This is a genomic window from Bradyrhizobium sp. CCBAU 53421, assembly GCF_015291625.1.
Taxonomy (GTDB): Bacteria; Pseudomonadota; Alphaproteobacteria; order Rhizobiales; family Xanthobacteraceae; genus Bradyrhizobium.
The window spans coordinates 3,365,873-3,387,448 of record NZ_CP030047.1; the positions used below are offsets into that span (position 1 = coordinate 3,365,873).

25 protein-coding genes are annotated in these 21,576 nt (G+C 62.7%); 10 read left to right on the top strand and 15 right to left on the bottom strand.

What is annotated here, in order from left to right:
- Positions 1–62 precede the first annotated feature (62 nt).
- From dctP (XH92_RS15910) to XH92_RS15935, 6 genes are all read right to left on the bottom strand, one after another.
- A complete protein-coding gene (gene dctP, locus XH92_RS15910) occupies positions 63–1,106 on the bottom strand; it encodes a TRAP transporter substrate-binding protein DctP (RefSeq protein WP_194460026.1) in 1,044 nt (347 codons plus the stop codon).
- A 40-nt stretch (positions 1,107–1,146) separates the two neighbouring features.
- Positions 1,147–2,436, bottom strand: a complete 1,290-nt coding sequence (locus XH92_RS15915; protein WP_194460027.1) for a TRAP transporter large permease — start codon at positions 2,434–2,436, stop codon at positions 1,147–1,149.
- Positions 2,433–2,993 (bottom strand): TRAP transporter small permease, encoded by a 561-nt coding sequence (locus XH92_RS15920; protein ID WP_194460028.1) that lies wholly within the window; start codon positions 2,991–2,993, stop codon positions 2,433–2,435. Before XH92_RS15920 ends, XH92_RS15915 begins: the two co-directional genes overlap by 4 nt.
- Before the next feature lie 17 nt (positions 2,994–3,010).
- Entirely contained in the window at positions 3,011–4,042 is a 1,032-nt protein-coding gene (gene dctP / locus XH92_RS15925; protein WP_194460029.1) for a TRAP transporter substrate-binding protein DctP, read from the bottom strand.
- Between the two features lie 339 nt (positions 4,043–4,381).
- Positions 4,382–5,974, bottom strand: coding sequence for an ATP-binding protein (locus tag XH92_RS15930; protein WP_194460030.1), 1,593 nt, complete (start codon positions 5,972–5,974; stop codon positions 4,382–4,384).
- Complete coding sequence (locus XH92_RS15935) at positions 5,971–6,675, bottom strand: response regulator transcription factor (RefSeq protein WP_194460031.1); 705 nt, start codon at positions 6,673–6,675, stop codon at positions 5,971–5,973. Before XH92_RS15935 ends, XH92_RS15930 begins: the two co-directional genes overlap by 4 nt.
- Positions 6,676–7,001: 326 nt before the next feature.
- Between XH92_RS15935 and XH92_RS15940 the strand changes: the two genes are divergently transcribed.
- Positions 7,002–8,306, top strand: a complete 1,305-nt coding sequence (locus tag XH92_RS15940) for a glycoside hydrolase family 3 N-terminal domain-containing protein (RefSeq protein WP_194460032.1) — start codon at positions 7,002–7,004, stop codon at positions 8,304–8,306.
- A 10-nt stretch (positions 8,307–8,316) separates the two neighbouring features.
- On the opposite strand, the gene XH92_RS15945 is transcribed toward XH92_RS15940, so the two are convergent.
- From XH92_RS15945 to XH92_RS15955, 3 genes are all read right to left on the bottom strand, one after another.
- Positions 8,317–9,585 carry an OpgC domain-containing protein gene (locus XH92_RS15945; RefSeq protein ID WP_371818040.1) on the bottom strand — a complete coding sequence of 423 codons (1,269 nt, stop codon included), beginning with the start codon at positions 9,583–9,585 and terminating at the stop codon, positions 8,317–8,319.
- 50 nt (positions 9,586–9,635) lie between these two features.
- Entirely contained in the window at positions 9,636–9,911 is a 276-nt protein-coding gene (locus tag XH92_RS15950; RefSeq protein ID WP_194461288.1) for a hypothetical protein, read from the bottom strand.
- Between the two features lie 160 nt (positions 9,912–10,071).
- The gene (locus XH92_RS15955) at positions 10,072–10,710 is read right to left on the bottom strand and encodes an XRE family transcriptional regulator (RefSeq protein WP_194460034.1); all 639 of its coding nucleotides are present in this window, start codon (positions 10,708–10,710) and stop codon (positions 10,072–10,074) included.
- A gap of 127 nt (positions 10,711–10,837) precedes the next feature.
- Between XH92_RS15955 and XH92_RS15960 the strand changes: the two genes are divergently transcribed.
- The 4 genes from XH92_RS15960 (at position 10,838) to XH92_RS15975 (ending at position 14,386) form a co-directional block, all read left to right on the top strand.
- Entirely contained in the window at positions 10,838–11,398 is a 561-nt protein-coding gene (locus XH92_RS15960) for a GcrA family cell cycle regulator (protein WP_194460035.1), read from the top strand.
- Positions 11,399–11,491: 93 nt separating this feature from the next.
- Positions 11,492–12,067 (top strand): DUF6456 domain-containing protein, encoded by a 576-nt coding sequence (locus tag XH92_RS15965; RefSeq protein WP_194460036.1) that lies wholly within the window; start codon positions 11,492–11,494, stop codon positions 12,065–12,067.
- 343 nt (positions 12,068–12,410) lie between these two features.
- The gene (locus XH92_RS15970) at positions 12,411–12,833 is read left to right on the top strand and encodes a GFA family protein (protein WP_194460037.1); all 423 of its coding nucleotides are present in this window, start codon (positions 12,411–12,413) and stop codon (positions 12,831–12,833) included.
- Positions 12,834–13,123: 290 nt separating this feature from the next.
- The gene (locus tag XH92_RS15975; RefSeq protein ID WP_194461289.1) at positions 13,124–14,386 is read left to right on the top strand and encodes a CaiB/BaiF CoA-transferase family protein; all 1,263 of its coding nucleotides are present in this window, start codon (positions 13,124–13,126) and stop codon (positions 14,384–14,386) included.
- Positions 14,387–14,536: 150 nt separating this feature from the next.
- On the opposite strand, the gene XH92_RS15980 is transcribed toward XH92_RS15975, so the two are convergent.
- Positions 14,537–14,722, bottom strand: a complete 186-nt coding sequence (locus tag XH92_RS15980) for a hypothetical protein (protein ID WP_016847356.1) — start codon at positions 14,720–14,722, stop codon at positions 14,537–14,539.
- 25 nt (positions 14,723–14,747) lie between these two features.
- Here XH92_RS15980 and XH92_RS15985 point away from each other — a divergent pair, with 25 nt between their 5' ends.
- Positions 14,748–14,930, top strand: a complete 183-nt coding sequence (locus tag XH92_RS15985; RefSeq protein ID WP_194460038.1) for a hypothetical protein — start codon at positions 14,748–14,750, stop codon at positions 14,928–14,930.
- 23 nt (positions 14,931–14,953) lie between these two features.
- Here the strand turns inward: XH92_RS15985 and XH92_RS15990 are convergent, their stop codons facing one another.
- From XH92_RS15990 to XH92_RS16005, 4 genes are read right to left on the bottom strand one after another with little or no spacing between them, the layout of a single operon-like run.
- Positions 14,954–15,274 carry a cupin domain-containing protein gene (locus tag XH92_RS15990; RefSeq protein WP_194460039.1) on the bottom strand — a complete coding sequence of 107 codons (321 nt, stop codon included), beginning with the start codon at positions 15,272–15,274 and terminating at the stop codon, positions 14,954–14,956.
- Entirely contained in the window at positions 15,271–16,026 is a 756-nt protein-coding gene (locus XH92_RS15995; RefSeq protein WP_194460040.1) for a YqcI/YcgG family protein, read from the bottom strand. The genes XH92_RS15990 and XH92_RS15995 overlap by 4 nt, the downstream gene beginning before the upstream one ends.
- Positions 16,027–16,051: 25 nt before the next feature.
- Entirely contained in the window at positions 16,052–17,344 is a 1,293-nt protein-coding gene (locus XH92_RS16000) for an MFS transporter (protein ID WP_194460041.1), read from the bottom strand.
- Complete coding sequence (locus XH92_RS16005; protein ID WP_246788452.1) at positions 17,344–18,078, bottom strand: hypothetical protein; 735 nt, start codon at positions 18,076–18,078, stop codon at positions 17,344–17,346. The genes XH92_RS16000 and XH92_RS16005 overlap by 1 nt, the downstream gene beginning before the upstream one ends.
- 42 nt (positions 18,079–18,120) lie before the next feature.
- On the opposite strand from XH92_RS16005, the gene XH92_RS16010 reads away from it, so the two are divergent.
- From XH92_RS16010 to XH92_RS16020, 3 genes are all read left to right on the top strand, one after another.
- Positions 18,121–19,140 (top strand): GlxA family transcriptional regulator, encoded by a 1,020-nt coding sequence (locus XH92_RS16010; protein ID WP_194460042.1) that lies wholly within the window; start codon positions 18,121–18,123, stop codon positions 19,138–19,140.
- 165 nt (positions 19,141–19,305) lie between these two features.
- On the top strand, positions 19,306–20,439 hold the full coding sequence (locus tag XH92_RS16015; protein ID WP_194460043.1) for an alpha-hydroxy acid oxidase: 1,134 nt from the start codon (positions 19,306–19,308) through the stop codon (positions 20,437–20,439).
- Between the two features lie 183 nt (positions 20,440–20,622).
- On the top strand, positions 20,623–20,778 hold the full coding sequence (locus XH92_RS16020; protein WP_371818041.1) for a hypothetical protein: 156 nt from the start codon (positions 20,623–20,625) through the stop codon (positions 20,776–20,778).
- 13 nt (positions 20,779–20,791) lie between these two features.
- Here XH92_RS16020 and XH92_RS16025 read toward each other — a convergent pair whose 3' ends face one another.
- Positions 20,792–20,977, bottom strand: coding sequence for a hypothetical protein (locus XH92_RS16025; protein ID WP_194460045.1), 186 nt, complete (start codon positions 20,975–20,977; stop codon positions 20,792–20,794).
- A 225-nt stretch (positions 20,978–21,202) separates the two neighbouring features.
- Here XH92_RS16025 and XH92_RS16030 point away from each other — a divergent pair, with 225 nt between their 5' ends.
- Complete coding sequence (locus XH92_RS16030) at positions 21,203–21,556, top strand: phasin (RefSeq protein ID WP_029079996.1); 354 nt, start codon at positions 21,203–21,205, stop codon at positions 21,554–21,556.
- Positions 21,557–21,576: the final 20 nt, after the last annotated feature.

Consider the following 21,576-nt stretch of genomic DNA (forward strand, 5'->3'; position numbering starts at 1 on the left):
GATCCTGACACCGGCGAGCGGGCCCGCCGGCGCGGATGGTTTGTCTCTCGTCGGTGCCTGGCTCAATGGGTGGCGGCCAGCGCTTCGGTGAAGGCCTTGAAGACGTCGGTGCCCGGCTTGCCGCGCTTGTCGACGTCCTTCACCCAATCCTGGGCCACCGACCTAAAGGCGGTGTCGAACACCTTCCTGTCGTCGGCGCTGAAGTTGATAACCTTCATGCCCTGCGACTTGATCTTGTCGGCCGCAGCCTTCTCGCCGTCCTCGAACCGCTTGCAGGCCTCGCGCGTGGTCTGCTCGCCGGCCTCGACCAGCGCCTTGCGCACATTCTCGGGCAGTGACTTGAATTTCAGCTCGCCGATCGAATAGGTGAAGATCGCGGTGCCGAAATTCAGCCCCTCGGTGCCCGACTTCAGGATCTTGCCGAAGTCGTAGGACGCCGAGCTCTGGTAGGAGAAGATCAGCCCGTCGAGCGTGCCGCGGGTCAGAGACTCGTAGATCTCGGGCGCGGCCATCCGCACCGGCACGCCGCCGATCGAGCGCATCATCAGGTCCATCGCGCCGCCGGTGGTGCGGATCTTTAGGCCTTCGAGATCCTTTGCCGTTTTCACGTCGCGGCTGGTCGCAAGCTGGACCTGGTAGGCCGGCAGCGCGAGCGTCACCAGCGGACGAAGCTGGTTCGGCGTGAACTCCTTGGCCTCCAGGATGCCGCCATTGTGCGAGATCTTGTAGAAGGCGAGCGAGCCCTGGCATTCGCTGTCGAAGATGCCAGGCAGTTCGGCGACGGCCGTCAGCGGAAACTTGTCCGACGAATAGGACGGCACGATGTAGGAGACGTCGGCGACGCCGAGCGCGGTGAGCTGGGCCATGTCCTTGGCCTTGCCGAGCTGCTCCGCCGGGAAGTGCTGGAACGTGACCTGGCCGTTGGTCAGCTTGGTGACGAGCTCGGAAAACGGCTTGCCGACGAGCTCGTGGATCACGTGGCCGGAAGGCAGGCTGTCGGCAAGCCGCAGGGTGATCTTCTCCTGGGCGAGGCCCGGCGATGCGGAAGCCGCTAGCAGGGCCGTGCCGACACCTACGCCGGCGAGGAAACGGGAATACAAATTCATAATGGTCTCCCAGAGATGGCCGTCTCGACCGACGGCTTCTTCAATGTTGCATATGGTTCGGCAGCCAGAGGATGATCTCCGGGAATGCCACGAAAATGGCGATGGCGATCAGATGCGCGATGAAATGCGGGAATGTGCCGTGGAACACTTCGCCCACCGGTCGATGTGCGTAACGCGCCACGATGAAGCAATTCAGCCCGATCGGTGGCGTGATCATGCCGACCTCAGCGGTCACGATCTTGATGACGCCGAACCAGATCGGGTCGAAGCCGAGCGACTTGATCAGCGGCAGCACGATCGGGACCGTCAGCACCAAAATCGCGATCTGATCCATGAACGAGCCGAGCACGATGTAACCGCACAGGATCAGCGTGATGATGATCCAGCGCGAGACATCGAGCCCGCCGACCCAGCCGACGATGTTCTGCGTGACCTGCGTGAGGGTGAAGAAATAGCCGAAGATGTGTGCGCACATGATGATCAGCACGATCATGCAGGTACCCTGTGCGGCATGCCGTAACGTCGTATAGAGCGATGTCAGGTTGATCTTGCGCTTCCAGCAGGCGAGGCAGAAGGCGCCGAATGCACCAAAAGCCGAGGCTTCCGTCGGCGTCGCGATCCCCAGATAGATCGTGCCCGTGACGATCGAGAACAGGACCACCATCGGGCTGACCTGCCAAAGCAAGCTGAGCCGCTCCGACCATGTCACCGCCGATATCGTCGGCGCGCGGGAGGGATCAAGCAGCACCAGGATATAGATCGTCGACATGATGATGATTGTGACGAAGATCGCCGGGATGATGCCGCTGATCAGCAGCTTTCCGATGTTCACCTCGGCAAGCAGGCCGAAGATCACCAGTGCGACCGAGGTCGGCAGCAGCATGGCCAGCGTGCCGGAGATCGCGACGACCCCGGCGGCCATTTTCGGCTCATAGCCCTGGCGGATCATCGCGGGCAGGCTGGTCGAGGACAGCGTCGCGGCGGAGGCCGTGCTGGTGCCGCAGATCGAGCCGAAGCCCGCACCCGCCAGCGCGGTTGCCATGCCGAGGCCGCCGGGGATGCGTCCAACCCACGCCGCGGCGGTTTTGAACAGATCGTCGGCGACACCCGACAGCAGCACCAGGTCTGCCATCAACAGGAACATCGGGATCGTGATCAGCTCGTACGAGGTGACGGCCGACAGCGGCGTGGTCTGCAGCACGCCGAGCAGGATCGGCAGGCCGCCGGTCAGATAAAGGCCGAGCCCGCCGGAGAATGCCATGGCGAACGCGACCGGGGTTCCGATCGCCAGCAGGAAGAACAGCAGCGCGAGAATGAAGGTCGGGATCATTCGAAACCTCCGGCAGCCTTCTCCGAATGACCGGAGATGGCCGGCAGCGGCAGCAGGTTTTCGCCGGTCAGGAGGCTCGCGGTATTGGCAATGAGATGAACGGCAAGTCGTAGCGCGAGAATTCCCGCCCCGATCGGCACGAAGATCGAGGATGCCCAGGTCGGCCACGGGATCGCACCGGCCATCACGTCGCCCGAGACATAATTGTCGAGTGCGCGCTGATGACCGAGCCAGGCGATCGGAACGAAGATCGCGAGGCCGACGAGGTTCGAGATGATGACGCAGAGGCGCTGGATGATCGCCGAGAAGCGCGGCAACAGGATATCGACGCTGATATGGCCGTTGACCGCATAGGTGCCGGAGAGCGACAAAAAGAACACGCCGGCCATCACGTAGAGCGAGATCAAATCATAGGCCCAGGAGAATGGCCGGTTGAAGACGTAGCGCATCACGACATCCGAAAAGACGATGATCATGATTGCGAACATCAAGACCGCGGCAATCGCCGAGGTCACCTTCTCGATGGCGGTCAGAGCCTTCAGGCTTGTCTTGATCAATTTGGGCTCCGTCCGTGTTACTGGGCCGGCACGGCAGCAACAGCAGCGCTGAATTCCTTCAGGGCGTCGCTGCCGTGCTTGCCGCGCGCATCGAGCCCGTCGGCCCATGCCTTGCCCACGCCCTTCGTCAGGTCCTTGAGCTTTGCGACGACGTCAGGCTGCAAGGTGTCGAAGTGGACGCCTGCACTCTCCATCGACTTCATGGTCTCGCTGTCCTGCTTCTGCACCTCCTTGCAGGCGGAAGGCAGGATCTCCTCGGCGGTGTCGATCATCGCCTTCTGGATTTCCGGCGACAACTTCTTCCAGGCATTCTCGCTGATCGAATAGGCGACCACGAAACTCGCGAAGCCAAAGCCGTCGGTCGAGTGCTTCACGAGCTTGTCGGCGCCATAGGCGGCGACGCTCTCGAGCGGAAACAGCAGGCCGTCCATCGTGCCGCGCGACAGCGACTCATAGGCGTCGGGTGCCGCCATCCGGACCGGCACTGCGCCGATCGCGCGCAAGGTGAGGTCCTGCGCGCCGCCGGTCGAGCGCAGTTTCAGGCCGTTGATGTCGGCGGTATCCTTCACCGGCTGCTTCACGGTCAGGATACGATAGGGCGGCAGGCTCACTGCGAGCAGCAGGCGGATGCCGTTTGGGGTATAATCCTGCTGTGCAATCACGCCGCTCCGCGCGGTCTTCCAATAGGCGAGCGTTCCCTGGCAGGAATGCTCGAACGCGCCGGGGAGCATCGCGACCTCGGAGACCGGCATCTTGTCGGAGACATAGGCGGGCGCGACATAGCCGATATCGGCGACGCCGGTTTGCGTCAGCTTGAGCATATCGGCGGCCTTGCCGAGTTGCTGGGCCGGGTAGTGCTCGAACGTCACCGCGTTGTTGGTGCGCTTCTGCACCTCGGCCATCCAGGGCTCGAGCACGAGGCGGACGAGGTAGTGTCCCTTTGGGAAGGAGTCGGCGATGCGCAGCTTGATCGGCTCTGCCGCCGCCGCCAGATTGACCGATGCGATGAGGAAGCCGTAACCGGCCAGCGCTCGCCGAAGCCCGCCCATATGTCCTGCCCTTTAGGATACTTGTTGTTTTGAGCAGCTGCGCACAAACGAAATTGCGCGTCAAGCATGGCTCAGCTGAGCATGCCTGATTGGACAACCGGAGAGCGCGAAGCACCATGCGTTGACGCGATGGCGGGGAGGAGAGGAATCACGCGAGAGAACGTCGATGTGCTCTTGCTGTTGGAAGCTGTCGCAGTTGCGATCAAGGGCCGGCACTTCGACAAAAGTCTGGTTCCGGTTTGTCCACCGCGCGGTAAATTCCTTCAACGTGGTCGATGGCCCGGCTCCGCCGGCGGCGGCATGGTACCCGCGATCATCATGGAGCGGGTTTAACCTCGGTCAAACCGCGGGAAACTCCAGCGCGAATGCGACGCCCCGGCTCGAGGGCAGGAGACGGATCGAGCCGCCATGGGTCACCATGACCGCTTGCGCGATGGCGAGCCCCATGCCGGTGCCGCCGCTATCCCGGCGTGTGGTGAAGAAGGCATCGAAGATCTTGTCGCTGTTGGCGTCGGAGATCGGGTCGCCATCGTTGCTCACCGTCACCCTGACGGTCGAGGCTTCGGCGGTCGCTTCGAGCTGCACCGACTTGGCATTGTGGCGGAACGCGTTGTCGGCCAGATGCGCCAGCACGATCAGCGCCTTCTCAGCGGACATCCCGATCGGGCGGTCGAGCTGTCCGCTGGCCACGATGGTCCGCTCCGCAAATCGGCTTCTCAGGTTCGCGATGACGCCCGAGAGCGGGGTCTGCTCGTTCTGCGGAGCGCTCTCTGCGCGGGCCAGCTCGCGCAGCCGCTGGCTCATGGCATCGAGCCGCTCGACGTCGCCAAGGATGTTCGAGATGAAGCTCTGTTGTTCGGACCGGGTCAGCGTGTCCGACTTGCTTTGAAGCGAATCCTGCAGCAGTTCGGCGGCTCCCCTGATCGACGTCAGCGGCGACTTCAGTTCGTGCGTCAGGTGTGCCGAGAAGGTGGCAATGTAGTCGGAGCGGCGCGACAGCTGCTGGGCCATGTCGAGAAAGCTGTCGGAAAGCTGGGCGAGCTCGCGGGTGCCATAGTGCTGCAGCGGCTGAAACGCATTGCGGTCGCCGCGGCCGATCCGCACGGCGCGATCGACCAGCTCGCGCATCGGACGCGTGACCGTGCGCGAGAACATCAGCCCGATCGCAACCGTCGCCAGCAGCACGGCCGATGTGGCGAGCAGGAACTTGCCGCGCTCCTGATAGAGATGATCGAAGATGTTGCTCGGCGTGCGGGACGTGTAGATCACGCCGGCGACGTGATCGTTGACGATCACGGGCATCGCGGAGAAGACATGGACGCCGACGCCACGGCTGATCGAATAGATCGGTGGCGGAGGCTTGTCGGGCATGCGGATGCGGAGCGCGGCGCTGTACTGCCCGCCCAGCGCCGCCGCTACTTCCTCGATATGGGCAAGCGACTGCCCGACCTCCTGGCGTCCGGCGATCACCACGCCTTGCGGATCGAGAATGCGGAAACCCGCCAGCGTGACCTTTTGGGTCTCCAGGATGATAGGCATGAGCGCGGTACCGATCGCGACATAGGCTGGATCGGCGGGCTTGGCCGCCGGAACCGCATCGGGCCGTCGCCGCAGCAGATCGTTGCTGGCGAGATCGAGCGCGGGCCGGATCGGCGTCACCTGATCGCCGGGATCGGGTAGCGCCTCCGGCGGTACCGCGGCGCCGAGCGGGATGCCATTGCCAAGCCGTGCCTGCACGTCCCGCGCATAGATGGCAGCCAGCACGCGGCTCTGCGCGATCAGCTCGGCTTGGGTCTGGTGAATCAGCTGGTTGTCGTAGAGCCGGAAGAAGAACAGCCCCATCAGCGGCAGCACCGCGACGAGGGCGAGCACAGTGAAGATCACGAAGCCGAGCGAGGGTCGCCACTTCTGGTCGGCGCGGAACGACGTCATGCCTGCGGCTCGCAGCGTCCGAGCTTGAAGCCGACGCCGTGCACGGTCTCGATGACATTGTCGCAGTTCGCGGCGGCAAGCTTGGCCCTGATATTGCGGATATGGCTGTCGATCGTGCGATCGGAAACCTGGATGTTGAGCTGGTAGGCCGCACTCATGATCTGCTCGCGGTTGAACACCGCGACCGGCCGCGTCAGGAAGGCGCGCAGGATCCCGAACTCGATCGCGGTGAGATGAAGCGCCATGCCTGCGAAGGTCGCAACGTGCTGCTCGGGATCGATCGAAAGATGTCCCCGCGAGAGCACTGTCGCCTCCGGTATCGTGCCGGCCGCGCGCGGCGCGAGGCGCCGCAGGATGACGTTGATCCGCGCGACAAGTTCGCGCGGACTGAACGGCTTGGTCACGTAGTCGTCGCCGCCAATCTCGAGGCCGAGGATGCGATCGATCTCCTCGTCACGGGCAGAGAGGAACAGAATCGGCACGTCGGACGATTTACGGATCTCGCGGCAGACGTCGAGGCCGTCGAACTCCGGCATGCCGATGTCGAGCACGATCAGGTCCGGCCGCTCGGCGGCAAAGCGAGCCAGCGCGTCCTTGCCGTCGCGTGCTTCGGTCACGCTCATGCCGGCCTTCCTGAGGGCGACGCGGATGACCTCGCGGATATGCGGGTCATCATCGACAACGAGAATACGGTGGGTCAACGGGATCTCCGAATGCAGCATTCTGGCCGCGCCTTTGCTCTCGCTTGATGCAAATGTTCTACAGGGCAACTGCGGCGGGAGACAAGGACGGATCGGCTTCATGGCGATCGGGAGGGGCTGAAGCGGGTTGGTCTGTCGCGAGCAGGTGATATCCGGCTCGCAGTTCGACCACTTTGAGTCGTGGATGTGCACTCGGCAAGAACGCGAGCAGCAGGAGTTCAGGATTTTTATGCAGATTGCGTGCAGACGCCACGTATCGGCTCGCGCCGGCGAATCTCGTCTGATACGGACGGCGCCGATCGGCCTCTTTCGTCACGCGTGGTCTCATGCAAGTCAGCAAATGCATCGGCACTATCCTACTCTGGATCGCCGGGCTCGTATTCGTCCTGGTGGGCGTCAACAACAACGATCCGTATCTGGTCCCGTTGCGCGGGACGGGCAATCTTTTCCTCGTGGTGGCGTGCATCCTCGTCGTGTTCATGCTGGTCCGCGGCGGCGCGTGGCGCAGGCGGGCGCCGGCAGGAAAGCTTCTTGTGGTCCTGTGGTGCCTGCCGCCGCTTGCGATGCTTGCCGCGCATGGTGTGTTCGAGGTGCGGAAGCACCACGTTCTCCAGACCGAGCCGGGTCTGACGCAGTCGGTGGGGCAACACTTCATCGTCGGCTATCGGTCGTTCGACGAGGTCGCGCCGCTTGCGGAGAAGGGCTTCGTTGCCGGCATCTATGTCACCCGGCGCAATGTTGTCGGCAGGACGGCCGACGCCTTGAGAGCGGAAATTGCCACACTGCAGGCCAGGCGCCGTGCCGCGAGGCTGCCGCCTTTGATGGTCGCGACGGATCAGGAAGGCGGCATCGTTTCACATCTGGCGCCGCCGCTGACGAGGCTGCCTGCGCTGGCCTCTCTGGCCGAGCTGGCGCCCGATGAGCAGAAGGCGAAAGCCGAAGAGCTCGGGCGTATCCATGGACGCGAGCTGGCGTCGCTTGGCATCAACCTGAATTTTGCCCCGGTGCTCGACCTGCGGCCGAAGGCGAAGCACAACCGGCTCGATTTCAATACGCTGATCAATCAGCGGGCGATCTCCGATGATCCGGCCAAGGTGACCGCGATCGCGGGTGCCTATATTCACGGCCTCGAGTCCGCGGGCGTCAATGCCACCGTGAAGCACTTTCCGGGATTGGGCCGCGTGCGCGCCGACACGCATCATTTCAACGCCGACCTCGATACGCCGGTCGGCGAACTTGAGGCTGCCGACTGGCGTCCGTTCCGCGATGTGCTGTCGTCGACCGGCGCGCGCCTGATGATCGGGCACGTGGCGGTGAGCGCGCTCGACCCCGGACGGCCGGCGTCGCATTCCAAGGCCGTCGTCGACGGGCTGATCCGGAAGAGGTGGAACTACCAGGGCATCGTCATGACGGACGATCTGGTGATGGGCGCGATCTATCAGCACGATGTCTGCACGGCTGTCGTGGAGGCGCTGAACGCCGGCGTCGATCTGTTGCTGGTCGCCTATGACGGGTTGCAGTTCTACCGCCTGTTCGCTTGCGCGACGGATGCAGCAGCGCGAGGAGAACTCGACACCGCCATGCTGCACGACAGCGAGACGCGGTTGAGGCGCGCGCGGCTGGTCGACTAGATCGACGGATTCAGGAGTGAGCGCCGGCCGCCGATTTGTTGTCCTGCTGCTTCGACCATGAGACGTAGTAGGCGACAGCAGTCATCGCTGCGAGGCCGGCGAGGCTGACCGCGACCTGCCTGACCACCGAGTTCGGGCCTGTAATCAGGATCAGGTGCGCGGCAAAGGAGAGGAAAACGCCCGCACAGAATACGGCGAGCCATTCCTCGCCGCACTTGACGATCGGTTGCAGGGCGTAAGATCGCAAATGCTCCCAATTGCACGGCACCAGCAAGGTGAACAGAAATGTCAGGGCCAGGAAATGCAGGATGCGGTGCGGCGCAATGTCCTCCCGGTCGGTCGGCAAGAGCATATCGCTCAATCCGCTCGGCATGATCTGGGCAAGTGCCGGAATGTCGCTGCCGGAGACGATCACAAGAGCGAACACCAGATACGACAGGGCGGCAGCACGCAGCGTCGGAATGGCCTGTAGCGCGCGAATCTCGGGCGCGAATTGCTTGCCGACGAGCGCAAGCCAGCCCCCCATCACGAACAGCAATTGCCAGCAGAGCGGGTTCAGGTACCAGCGCCCATCCGGATATGAGGTCAGGTTCCAGTCGAGCATGCGAGCGGTCGCATAAAGGGCCGTGGAGCCGGCGAGCGTCGCGTTCGGTGCATAGAACAGCCCGCACACGACAATGGGCTGGAGCGCCATCAGAACGATAATGAGTTGCAGGACATCGAGATTGAGCGGCTTGGCCTGCAGAAACAGACCGTAGATCAGTGTTCGGATCCCGTGGTCGATGAATCCGGTGATATTGAACTCGCTGATGATCTCGGGTGCCGCAGTCCGGGCCGCAACGTAGCTGATCAACTCGACATAGATGACGAAAAGAACGATGTAGGCGGCGTAAAGCTGCCACACACGCCTGAAGATGCGGGTGGCCGCCACCAGCATTCCGCGCTCCACCGCCATCCTTGTGTAGATCAGCGTCGTCGCATAGCCGCCGACGAACACGAACAGATCGGTCGCGCCGCTAAAGCCGAAATTGCGCATGGTCAGTGCGCTGACGACGTTATGCGGAACGTGATCCAGGAACAGAAACCAGTTCGCGATGCCAAGCAGCAGCGCGATCCTGAGATCGCCATCGGCTCTCGCGATCTCGGCGTTTGTTGTCGAAGTCATCTGAAACTGAAATCTGCCGGCCCGAGAAAACGATTCGCAATCTAGAGGGAACCCGCGCCCGGTCCGAATAGACTCTGCGTGAACCCTATCTAGTCCGTTTCGAGTTCCGGCCAAGTGGTCGGCTCAAGAAAGATCACGTTTTCGCAATCACAACGTGAGCGCCGTCAGACCGGCTCGTGTTTGCGCAGGTCGCGGGCGTGATCCAGCGTATTGGCTTGCAGGTTCGTGCCGGTCAGGGGGACTTCCGGCAGGGCGGCCTCGGCAAGGATGTCGTCCGTGACATCCGCGACCGAGCACTCGGCAACCTCGTGGATGAAGCTGATATTGGTGTATTCGCCTGACGTCACCCGCGAGACGACCTCGCGGCGTGTCATTTCGGGGTCGACGATCGCCTCGCGGCCACGGCGGCCGTAGTCGATCATCACGACAAAATACTGCATTGCCTGGTGGCTCGATGCGTTGACTTTCGCCGCCATTGTTTCCGATAATCGGAATTATGTCAAGAGGAATTGCCGATAATCGGAAACACAGGCAGGTCGCGCCGACCGACTCGGGCGCAATGCACCCGAATCGGTCAGGCCGGCCGCCGAAGCCGCGCCGCTATTTCTCGGACGACCGTCCACCCTGTGACCGGGCGGATTTGCGGCCCTTCGCCGCCGTCTTGCCGCGCAGCCTTTCGATCTGGCCGCGGGGCAGGGTGACGCAAATCTCGCCGATCCATTCGAGCTTGACGCCGTTGATCGGCTTGGCATTGAAGCTCTTGAGATTGACCGTGCCGGACGAGCTGCCCCGCTCGATCGTCTTCAGATAGCGCTCGCCGCTCTTCAGCCGGACCGCAGCTTCCTCTCCGTAGAAGCTGGACAGCGGATAGCGCTGCTCACGATACACCACGATGACATCGCCGTTCTCGTATTTCGGCAGCATCGAATCGCCTGAAACTTCGAAAGCGACGGTTTCCTCCGTCATCGGGAAGGGGAGCTCGATCTCGCCGAGACCCTCCGGCGGAACCTGCTCAAGCTCGGGCTGGATCGACGCACCGGCGCCGACCCGGCCCACGATCGGCACCGCGTTCAGCTCCAGGTATTCCATGATCGGGGCGATCTCCGATGCCTTGATCAAGCGGATTCCCGACAGGATTTCGGACACCGCTCCGGCCCGAACGCCCATCGCGCGGGCAAGCCCGCCCTTGCTCTTTCCGGTCTTCTCCAGTGCTCGTTCGATAAGTGCCGCGTCCAGCATGTTTGATCCTCTCCAAAGCTGGACACATTATTAGCGTTACGATTATCAGAATTCAAGCTTGACTTTTTCTTCGGAATATCGGAAGGTATGCGAGGCGCCGGCGGAATGACAAAAATGGGAATTTGGAATGGAAATGATGAACTGGCTGCCGGAGCATTCGGCTGCCTTGCAGGACCTGCGCGCCCGCGGCTTGTCCTATTCGGAAATCGCTGACACCATCAACGCAACCTTCAGTACGGCCTATACACGCGACGCGGCGCTCAGCCGGGGGCAGCGCATGGGGCTGGCGGGCCTCGACCGGTTCGAGCCGTCCCTGCCGGGACACCTCGATCCACCCAAGCCGGCCTTGCCGGAGCCGCCGAGGATCGGGCGCCTGCGTGAAGGGCGGTCCGAGCTGAAGCCCGATTGGCTTCGCTGGCCGAAGAGCTTCACCGAAACGGTGGAGATGCCCCAACTTCGTTGCGCTGAGGTCGTGCCACGCCACCTTTCGCTGCTCGACCTCGAGCGCGGGGACTGCCGCTATCCCTATGGCGGGGATGCCGACGGCGAAACCATGACCTTCTGTGGTCACCCGTGCCGGCCAGGTTCGAACTATTGCGCCCCGCATCTTCGCTTGAGCCGCGATCCCGAGACGTCGGCGAGGCCAGTACTGAACGAGGCCTGGCTTCAAGCCGTCGGGGCCATCTGAGGCGGCTCATGTTCCGACCGATGGAAGTCGGTCCACAACCGCGATCGCGCGGAAGACGCCGCGCGCTTTCATAACCCATTTCGGAGGTCACAGATGCCGCGCGCAAAACGCCGGAAACCGTACGATCCTGCTGGAACACATGATCGGCGCTCCCAGGATCTGCCATTTAACGCCGAGGTGGCGACCGTCGAGATCGACGATCCCCTCGCGCTCGAGCTGGGCGAGAAGATCGTTGCCTTTCGCTCGATACGCAGTGATCCGCTCGGCCGGTTGCATGCACACCGGCAGATCGACGAAACGCAATACCGGAGCGGCCGGGCCTTCCAGAACGACTGGGAGAAGGCCGAGCGTGGCCCTCGCGCGGTAGATACGACGCGTGAATACGTTGATGGCGGTCAGCGGCGTGAGCCGATCACGGAGGGGCAGCGCCAGGCGACCTTGCGGCTGAATCGCGCCGAGCATGAGCTCGGTGCCGACGGTTCGGCGCTGGTGCACGACGTCCTGATCCTCGGCATGACCATGGAGCAGGTTGGGCAGCGGCGCGGATTGCGTACGCAGCGCTGGCAGGACTATTTTGCGCGGCGCCTCAAGGAGTGCCTCGATCGGCTGGCGCTGATGTACGGGCTGGCCACGCCGAACAAGGTTCCGGCGAAGGACCGGCAACGCTGATCTTGAAGTGATGTGCTCACGTGCCGGTTGCCGCGCAGGCATCCGGCGCGGCGGCGCTTCAGCATTGCCACACGGTACTTGGCCTCACACTCAGCTCGTCCGTGGCGCTTTCGAAGACGGTCGACAACAGCGCGGACTCTCATGTAGCTTCGGTCGCGTCGACGACCTGCCTGCGTTCGAGTGCATGTGCCTGCCTCTTGCGCGAGAAATGGTCCGGTACGGCCACAAGGGAGTTCGCGGCGGCTACGCCCGCCTACATGTTATCCTGCATCGCGAACATCACGAACAACGTGAGTCGATGCCGGCGCGGAGTCCTATCAATTCACCCAAGGAGAACCGAGCGATGAATCACACTGGAAATTGCTTTTGCGGCGCCGTCGAACTCAAGGTCACTGGGGAGCCTGAGGCGATGGGTTACTGCCACTGCCGTTCATGCCGCTCCTGGTCCGGCGGCCCGGTGAATGCGTTCAGCCTCTGGAAGCCAGAGGCGGTCGAGGTCACCAAGGGCGCCGATCATGTTGGGACGTTCGAGAAGACCGCGATGAGCCAGCGCAAATATTGCACCAAGTGCGGCGGTCACCTGATGACGAACCACCCGACGCTTGGGCTCGTCGACGTTTTCACCGCAACGATCCCAACGCTGAAGTTCAGCCCCGGCGTTCACGTCAACTACTCCGAAGCGGTACTGCCGATACGCGACGGCCTGCCGAAGCTGAAGGACTTTCCGGCCGAGTTCGGCGGCTCCGGCGAAATGATCGCCGAATAGCGCGACGCTTCTCGAGCGGGTGGCGATGGGGCGTCGCTACCCGCCGATGTCTACCTCCATTGGCCGGACGCGCCGATCCGGTATCCGGCGGGCTTCCCTGACATTCGAATCGCTAGACTGTGCCGGCACTGCGGGAGCTCCCTTGCCGGTGACAGCCATGTCAGGCGAAGGTCCCGCCCTGCAAAATCCGGGTTTGGTCTTGGTGACGGGCTTCCGCTAAAAGGCAGGCAGCGCCGGTCCCGGCAGGGGCCGTTGTATTTCGCCTGACAAAATAACAGAGGAAGCGCCAGATCATGACCAAGCCAGAATTGCCAGGGCGCGCCCCGCGCGGGGAGGGGGTTCCGACGGCGCTCGATGGCCTGCTGGTGGTCGACTTTACCCGCGTCGTGGCCGGCCCGGCCTGCACGCAAACGCTGGCCGACTTCGGGGCCGAGGTCATCAAGATCGAGAATCCGGACGGTGGTGACGACACGCGTGCCTACGAGCATGCCGAAATCGGCGGGGAAAGCGCCGCGTATCTGAGCCTCAACCGCAACAAGCGTGGCATTGCGCTCGATTTCAACAATCCTGCGGCGCTCGAAGTCGCGCGCGCGTTGATTGCCAGGGCAGACGTCGTCGTGGAGAATTTCTCCGGCGGCGTGATGAGGAAATTCGGCCTCGACTATGCGTCGGTGGCGCCGACCAATCCGCGACTGATCTATTGCTCGATCTCCGCCTATGGCCGCAAAGGTGACTTCGCGCTACGTCCAGGTTTTGACCCGATCACGCAGGCCGAAAGCGGATTCATGTCGCTCAACGGCTTTCCGGATGGTGAACCGGTGCGCACCGGGCCACCGATCGTGGACATGGCGACCGGTATGTCGGCCTGCAACGCCATCCTGCTGGCGCTGATTGCGCGGGATCGGCTCGGTCGCGGGCAGCAGGTCGAGGTCGCGTTGATCGACACTGCGGTGTCGATGACCGGATTCTACGGCATGGCCTATCTCATCAACGGCAACAACCCCGGCCGTTTCGGCAATTCTCCAAATGGTTCGCCGACCGTCGGCGTCTACCGGGCGTCCGATGGTCCGCTCTACATGGCCTGCGCCAACGACCGGCTCTATCGCCGTCTCGTGACCGACGTACTCGATCGCCCGGACCTCGTCACCGACCCCGAGTTTGCCCACCGCAAGGCGCGGTCCGCCAACAAGGAGAAGCTGCGCGCCATCATCGCCAGCGTGTTTGCAAGCGACACGCTCGAGCACTGGATGGCAAAGATGAAGAAGGCCAATATTCCCGTTGGCTATCTGAGGACGGTCGAGGAAGGGTTCAACGCACCCGAGGTGCGCGATCGGCATCGCCTGAGCAAGATCGCGCATCCAACGGCCGGCTCGGTTCCGAACATCGAGTCGCCGGTCAACATGAGCCTGACGCCGACGGTCGATCCCGTTGCGGCTCCGCTACTCGGTCAGCACACGAAGGACGTGTTGCGCAAGACGCTTGGTTACGACGACCGACATATCGCCGCGCTGGCCGAGGCGGGCGCGTTCGGCAAGGCAAGCAATACTGGCTAGCGGTTTAGCCTGAACCAAGATCAAATATCTGCAAACCACCTGAGCTGAGGCGAGAGGGAAGTCTCTCGCCTCGCAAGATGTCGTTCAGACGTCACGGGCCCCCACCGCGTGCGGGCGGTCTTCGGGCCCGAATTGGCCCGTTTCGGGACCTCAGTTCGGCTTGCTGCGCAAGTTGTTCCTTGGCATACTTTCAACTTCCTCGGGCTCCGCCCGATCAATCTCGAGACGGGCCATCCGGAGTATCAAGGTTGCCGTGGTCAGGCCGAGGCGTTCGGCCTCTTGCGCTGCGGTGTCGACCTTCTGGGCCAAGCCTTCACGTTTACCTGGGTATGCCATTCGTAATCCTCACTTAAGGTGCGAGATGAAAAATCCCACATATGTTGCAGAGCTGCAGAACAAGCTCGGAGCTCCATCGAGCGAAACACTGGAAAGCCTGCGACTGTTGAAGGCTTTCCTTCGACTTGCGTCCGACCAGCGTTCCGAGGTCATCGAACTGGTCGAACGTTTGGCGGTTGATCCGCCGCGCGATCCTTCACTGTCCTGAGGTGTTCGCGTTTTCCCTGTATCTCAGTTGTTCATCGGTCTGGCGGGCGGTTGCGTCGCGATCACGTAGATTGCACCGCCCTCGAGTGCTTCGGATTGGTGCCGGGTGCCGGCTGGCAGCAGGATGGTGTCCCCGGCGCCGACGATCCGCTCACCGCCGTCCCAGATGAAGTTCAACCGGCCGCTGATGATCATCAGGATTTCATCGACCGGATGGGTATGGAACTGATGCACCTTGCCGGCGGCATCATGCTGCAACTCAACCGATCCCTGCGCCGGGAGCAGGTTCAGGATCTCCCGATCGATGGCAAATTCGGTCTTCGTGCCCGCGATGATCTGGGTCATGCTGCCTGTTCCTTGTTCGCGATGGGTGGCGTCTTGTTCTGTGCGAGCTTGGCAAAAGGGCAGCCTCCGCTCGCATTGTTGTCGTCATGCAGGAAGTACTGCAGATATTCGCGGCCATCGGTCGCGCCGTAGCGGCCAAGCAGCGGAGAGGGGCTCGCGCTGTCGTACGGGATCAGGCGCTTGCGTACCTCGGCGAACGCCGCGGTCGCCGCCTTTTCTGTCCCGAGGATCTTGTCGAACACCCAGCGCGGTTGGAACGTAAGCATGAAAGCACTGGACCGTCGGCTCTGGCGCATCACATGGGCTGGCGTCGTGCACACGACGAAGATCGGCTCGCCCGCGAACGAAAACTCCCACATCGGATGGTCGATCTGCTCCGGAATCTCTGATGGCCACGGGTTCTTGTCCAGCCGCGCGAGCTGGTCGAGCGTCAGCCACATCTTGCGATAATAGGCGTCGAGCGTTTGCACGGGGCGGGGCCGCGTGAAAACGATCAACGAGGTGTTGGGACCGAACGAGCGCGCCTCCGAAACATATTGTGCGAGCTGTCCGCCGAGCACAGCGACGTCGTACGGATCGAGGAAAAGATAGCGGAGCTGATCCTGGCGATGTCCGGTCACCCCGAACACGCAAGGGAACGGCCTTGCCTCGCTGCTCATCTGCGCTTCAAACTCGGAGAACATCACGCTTTGCCAGCTGCTGACCGGAAAGTTTGACGCGACTTCGCCTTTTCTCAAGAACAAGCGCTCCATAACACCCCCTACACTCATAACGACACTAACGAGCTATCAACTTGCTTCTCATCAATAGCGGTCCGGCAATGCCCGGCAGCGACATGAGAAGCAGAATGACAATCAAGGCGCTGTAGCCGCCGTCACCGATCGCGGCCGTGTTGTGCACGGCGTCGGTTCCGGAGGCGTTGCTGGCGGCAAGCATCGCAAAGCCGATGATCGGCTGCGAAACGCCGGCGAAGATCCCGGCGGCGGTGGTGTTCACGGAAGCACCCACACCGATCAGGTCGGAGGTGTAGAGCTTCTTGACGCATTTCAGCACCAGCGGGACGGTGCCGCCGGCGACGAGGCCCAAGGCCGTGAATACAACAGTGACGTAGGCAAGGCCAAATGTCCGGGCGACCTGCGGCAGCAGCATCGCGATCAGCGCGATGCGCAGTACGCAAATGCCGATCAATGCGCGGTCGAGCGCCGCCGCGGCACGATCGGCGGCGTGACCGAGGAAGATCGAGCCGAGCGCATTGCCGATCATGAAGGCGAGCAGCGGCGTGCCGGCGGCGGTCGGGGAAATATGGAAGAAGTGGGCGACCATCGGAATGCCCCAGACACCCGACAGCGTCGTCACAACAGCGAAGTGCGAGGCGAACGTCATCGCGCAACCCCAGTTCGCGACGTGGGTCAGCGATTGCCGCGCAGCGAGCACGACGCCTTTCAGCGTCTTGTTGCTATGCGATGCCGGATCGGGCTTGAGCGCGAGCTTGGCGAAGGCGAGGTTGGCGAGGCCAATACAGGCGATGAACAGGAAGCAGGCCCGCCAGCCGAACCCCGAGACGGCGGCTGCGAGCGGCGTGGTCGCAATCACGCCTCCGACATAGCCGGAGACCTGCGAGATGCCCGACATCATGCCGAACCGCTCGTCGGCGAAGCTTTGTGCCACGAGTTTCAGAAGTGCCGTGAAGACCAGCGCGTCGCCGCAGGCGACAATCAGGCGCGCAGCAAAGACGTCGAGCAGGTTCGGCGCCAGAGCGAACGCGGCGCTGCCGAGCGATGAGGCGATCATGCTGACGAGGACGACACGCTTGACGCCGTAACGATCGACCAGAAGGCCGGCCGGAATCTGCATCAATGTGTAGCCCCAGAAATAGCTCGAGGCGAGCATCGCAACACCGGCCGCATCGGTGTTGAAGTCGTGCATGAAGCTGAGGCTTACCGATTGCGGCGACACCCGCTGCAGGAAGGCGATGGCGTAAGCGATGGCCACTGCCGTCCAGGCGAGATAGGCGCGGTCGGTGAAGCGCGACGTCGGGGCGTAAACGGCTTGTTGTCCGAGCATCGACATCACACCCTCGCGTAACCCACCGAGAAAAGGGCATCAGCTGAATTCGGAATCTTCCGCGACATCGCGGCGTCGACCAGCGACGCGGTGCCACGATAGGCCTGCCGATGGTGTTTAATGTGGCCGTAAGCGCCACGCATGATCATGTCGGGCAGTTCGAGCGGCTTGCCGGGATAGAGCGAGGTGCACATCTCGACACAGGCGGCCTGCAAGGCCGGGTCCTGTGCATCATCGAGCAGCGATGGACTCACTTTTTCGCAAATTTTAGCGTTCGCTGCCCAGACGATCGGATTGCGGGTCCGCCAGCCGTAGAGCACGTTGCGATCGGCTCTCTCGGCGGCGCCTGAGCATTTCAGAACTTCCGCTGTAAAGAAGCCGTAGAGGCCGCGACCCTGATGCGCCGGGAGCACTTCCGTGCCGCTGCGATAGATTCCAAGTCCGGCCGACATCTGCAGGATGCGATAGACCGAGAAGGCTATGAGGCCGGAGCCGTCATAGACGAGGATCAGGCTGTACTTCTTGTCGAAGGGCGAGGAGGTTGCGGTCCAGTGCGGCTCGGTGGCCTGCCAGTTGACGGCGATGATGCCGTTCATGGCGTCCATGAGCGGCCGACGGTCGCAGGCTTCGATCCGGGAGGCGTCGGGTAGACTGTAGATCGCGTAATCCGTCCAAGGCGATCTGATCGCCTCGTACCCGCTGCCCAGATATCGCGACATGGCAGAACTCCAGAATTCCATGGCGAGCTATACATGGCAGCCTCGAATGGCTTAAAGGACAATATGCCCTCGAAAACTGCCAAACCGCCCCGGCGCGAGCCGCGCGACAAGAAAGCGACGCGGCGGATCGCGATCGTTGCCTTTCCGGGCGTGACCTTGCTCGACATCTCGGGACCCGCTCAGGTGTTCGCGGAGCTGGAGGCAATCGAACTGCCCGGGCCGGACTACTCACTATCCTACCTGTCGACTTCAGGTGGCTTGGTGCCGACCGATGTCGGCATGATGATCGACACGGCGCCGATCGCCGGCGTTGCGCCCGCCGAGGTCGATACGCTTGTGATCCCCGGCGGGCCCGGCATCTGGAAAATCCGCAACGACGCCGAGTTGATGAATTGGATCGCGGAGGCGTTGCCGAAGGCGCGCCGCATCGCCTCGGTCTGCCTCGGCGCCTTTGCGCTGGCTTGGACCGGGATCCTCGACGGCAAGCGTGCTGCAACGCACTGGCGTTATTGCCCGCGGTTGCAGGACGGCTTTCCCAACATCCGCGTCGAGCCCAACGCGATTTTCGTCAAGGACGGACATGTCTGGTCCTCTGCGGGTGTCAGCGCCGGCATCGATCTGGCGCTCGCCATGATCGAGGAGGATTTCGGCCACACCATCGCGCTCGATGTGGCGCGCAGGCTGGTGGTGTTTCTGAAGCGGCCGGGCGGTCAGAGCCAGTTCTCGACCGTCCTTGCAGCCCAGGCGTCGGACGTCGAGGGACGCTTCAGCGCGCTGCATGCCTGGATCATCGAGAACATCACGAGCGATCTCAAGGTCGAGACCCTCGCGGAAAAGGCCGGGATGACGCCGCGCACCTTTGCCCGGACCTATGTCAGCCGCACCGGCATGACACCTGCGAGCGGCGTCGAGGCGCTGCGTGTGGAGACCGCGCGCTTGCTGCTCGAAAGCCGCCAGATCGGCGGTGTGGTTGAGGTCGCCAAGCGTGCAGGATTTGGCGATGACGAACGAATGCGGCGGGCCTTCCTGCGCCACCTCGGCGTGTCGCCGACCGAGTACCGAAACCGGTTTTCGGGCAGCTAGCTCGCGTCGGACGAGGTCAGTCCGGAGGCGGCGGCGCCGCCTTGGAATCCGATCTATCTCACAAGCGAATAGCTGGCCTTCGCTGGTCGAATTCATGGTGCAAGGTGGTAGCTTTTCCGGTTTGTCTGCGGCTAATGTGCCGGCCAAATCGGGAGAAGAAACACCATGAATGACGGGACCCCCATTCGGCAGGCGCGCAACGTCGAACTCGGCGCCAGCGGCGAGGAATTCCAGAACCTGCACGAATTCGCGCAAAAGGCCCGCGCCAAGCTGAACCAGAACGCCTGGGATTACATCGTAGGCGCCTCGGAGACCGAGACCACGATGCGCCGCAACAGAATGGCGCTCGACGAAATCGCGTTCCGTCCGCGCGTGCTGCGCAATGTCATCAATGTGGATCCATCGACCGAAGTATTCGGCCGCAAGCTCCGGCTTCCGGTGATGATCGCGCCGGTCGGTGCGCTCGAGATCTTCGATCAGGATGCGGGCGCGGCCGTCGCGCGCGGAGCGGGAGCGTTCGGCGCGGCGCATATGTTGAGCTCGGTATCGGAGCCTGGGCTCGAGAACACCGCCAGGGCGGCGCCCGACGCCTTGCGCATCTTCCAGCTTTATGTGCGCGGCGACGATGCGTTCGTCGAAGATGTGGTCAGCCGCAGCATCGACAACGGCTACGCCGCGTTCTGCCTCACCGTCGACACGGCTCACTATAGCCGGCGTGAGCGCGACATCGCCAAGCGCTATGTCCGCGAAAGCCGCATCCGCGCCACCGGCGGCGATTTCCAGAAGGGGCTGGAATGGCGGACGGTGAAATTGATCAAGGACAAGTTCAAGATTCCGCTGATCCTCAAGGGAATCGCCACCGCAGAAGACGCCAAGATCGCCCTCGATCACGGGGTCGACTGGATCTACGTCTCAAATCATGGTGGACGGCAGCTCGACCACGGCCGTGGCTCGATGCATGTCCTTCCCGAGATCGTTCAGGCCGTCGCGGGCCGGGCCAAGATCATGGTCGACGGCTCGATCTGCCGTGGCACCGACATCGTGAAGGCCATCGTTTCGGGCGCCGACCTGGTCGGGATCGGCCGTCTGCAATGCTGGGCGCTCGCCGCGGCCGGCGAGGCAGGCATTGTGCGGATGCTGGAATTGCTGGAGGACGAGGTGATCCGCTGTCTCGGCCTGCTCGGCGTCACGAGCTTCGCCGAGCTGGACAAGTCGTACCTGAATCCGGCGACGCCGACCAATCTGCCGAGCGTGTTCAGCGCATTCCCGCTGCTCGATATCGATCCCTATCGCTATTGAGCCGCGGCGAGAGACATTGGAGCGATGACGTGATCGGCACGCCGGGCCGCTCGATCGCGCCGTCAATCTGTGGTGTCCACGAAGCCGCCGCGGCAAAGACAAAGTCTGATCCAAATGCGGAACTAGTCGAAGTGAATGGCAGATAATCCATTCGCTGAATTTTCACTTGAACGCGCGATCGGCTTGCGCTGGACCCTTCGCGATATCCAGGCTCGCAGGCTCAAATTGTCACCGGTCAGCGACGATGATCTGCGGGTCCTCGCCGGGCTCGGTCTGGTCGAATTGCATGACGACGAGCCCGAGCTAACGGAGGCGGGGGCCGCGGTGCTGAACGACTGAACGGGCCGATGGCCTAGCGCGCGTTCAGGAAGCTTTCGCCGGAATTGCAGGGTGCGCACTGATAGGTCAGCAAATCGTAGACCTGGTCGCGCGGCTCGATCGAGGCAAGCCGCATCTGCGTGCCGCACTTCATGCACGGCATCTCTATGCTGGTCTTGAAGCGGGTGCAGGTCGGTGTTGGACGAACGGCGCGCAGCATCGGATCCCCTTATTCCCCAAGAGACGCGAACGCGACCACGACGAGGTCGAATCACTATGCCACAGTGCTGACATGATTGGAATCGGTGGGTGGCGCGGTCTGCCCTGCTAGGTAATTTTTCCTCGGTTGGAGCGGCGAGCGGGGCCTGTCGTGGTTGGCGATACGCCGCTGACGCCGTCACAATCTATGCTAACGTGCCAGACGCTTATTTCAGGGGGCGCGATCATGATTGAGCCAAAGCTTGAAGTTCCCGCGGAGTTGCGCGATCTCGCGGAAAAGACCATCGACCAGGCCGAGAAGGCCTTCAGCCTGTTCTTTGACGCCGCGAGCAAGTCGATGACGGCGATGCCGGGCACCGGGACCGAGATTTCCAAACAGGCGCTGTCGTTCACTGAGCAGAACATGAAGGCGGCGTTCGAGCATGCACGCAAGCTCGTGCACGCTACGGATCTGCAGGAGGCGATGCGGATCCAGTCGGAATTCCTACGCAGCCAGTTCACCAATGCCGGCGAACACATGCGGCAGATCAGCGGAAGCGTGATGTCTGCGACCAAGGACGCCACGAAAGGCAAGTTCTAGGGCAGGCGGCCCTCGCGGCG

Coding starts and splice junctions, on each gene's coding strand:
- dctP (WP_194460026.1), bottom strand. CDS start 1,106: ATGAATTTGTATTCCCGTTTCCTCGCCGGCGTAGGTGTCGGCACGGCC.
- XH92_RS15915 (WP_194460027.1), bottom strand. CDS start 2,436: ATGATCCCGACCTTCATTCTCGCGCTGCTGTTCTTCCTGCTGGCGATC.
- dctP (WP_194460029.1), bottom strand. CDS start 4,042: ATGGGCGGGCTTCGGCGAGCGCTGGCCGGTTACGGCTTCCTCATCGCA.
- XH92_RS15930 (WP_194460030.1), bottom strand. CDS start 5,974: ATGACGTCGTTCCGCGCCGACCAGAAGTGGCGACCCTCGCTCGGCTTC.
- XH92_RS15940 (WP_194460032.1), top strand. CDS start 7,002: ATGCAAGTCAGCAAATGCATCGGCACTATCCTACTCTGGATCGCCGGG.
- XH92_RS15950 (WP_194461288.1), bottom strand. CDS start 9,911: ATGCAGTATTTTGTCGTGATGATCGACTACGGCCGCCGTGGCCGCGAG.
- XH92_RS15955 (WP_194460034.1), bottom strand. CDS start 10,710: ATGCTGGACGCGGCACTTATCGAACGAGCACTGGAGAAGACCGGAAAG.
- XH92_RS15960 (WP_194460035.1), top strand. CDS start 10,838: ATGGAAATGATGAACTGGCTGCCGGAGCATTCGGCTGCCTTGCAGGAC.
- XH92_RS15965 (WP_194460036.1), top strand. CDS start 11,492: ATGCCGCGCGCAAAACGCCGGAAACCGTACGATCCTGCTGGAACACAT.
- XH92_RS15970 (WP_194460037.1), top strand. CDS start 12,411: ATGAATCACACTGGAAATTGCTTTTGCGGCGCCGTCGAACTCAAGGTC.
- XH92_RS15980 (WP_016847356.1), bottom strand. CDS start 14,722: ATGGCATACCCAGGTAAACGTGAAGGCTTGGCCCAGAAGGTCGACACC.
- XH92_RS15985 (WP_194460038.1), top strand. CDS start 14,748: ATGAAAAATCCCACATATGTTGCAGAGCTGCAGAACAAGCTCGGAGCT.
- XH92_RS15990 (WP_194460039.1), bottom strand. CDS start 15,274: ATGACCCAGATCATCGCGGGCACGAAGACCGAATTTGCCATCGATCGG.
- XH92_RS15995 (WP_194460040.1), bottom strand. CDS start 16,026: ATGGAGCGCTTGTTCTTGAGAAAAGGCGAAGTCGCGTCAAACTTTCCG.
- XH92_RS16000 (WP_194460041.1), bottom strand. CDS start 17,344: ATGTCGATGCTCGGACAACAAGCCGTTTACGCCCCGACGTCGCGCTTC.
- XH92_RS16005 (WP_246788452.1), bottom strand. CDS start 18,078: ATGGAATTCTGGAGTTCTGCCATGTCGCGATATCTGGGCAGCGGGTAC.
- XH92_RS16010 (WP_194460042.1), top strand. CDS start 18,121: ATGCCCTCGAAAACTGCCAAACCGCCCCGGCGCGAGCCGCGCGACAAG.
- XH92_RS16015 (WP_194460043.1), top strand. CDS start 19,306: ATGAATGACGGGACCCCCATTCGGCAGGCGCGCAACGTCGAACTCGGC.
- XH92_RS16025 (WP_194460045.1), bottom strand. CDS start 20,977: ATGCTGCGCGCCGTTCGTCCAACACCGACCTGCACCCGCTTCAAGACC.
- XH92_RS16030 (WP_029079996.1), top strand. CDS start 21,203: ATGATTGAGCCAAAGCTTGAAGTTCCCGCGGAGTTGCGCGATCTCGCG.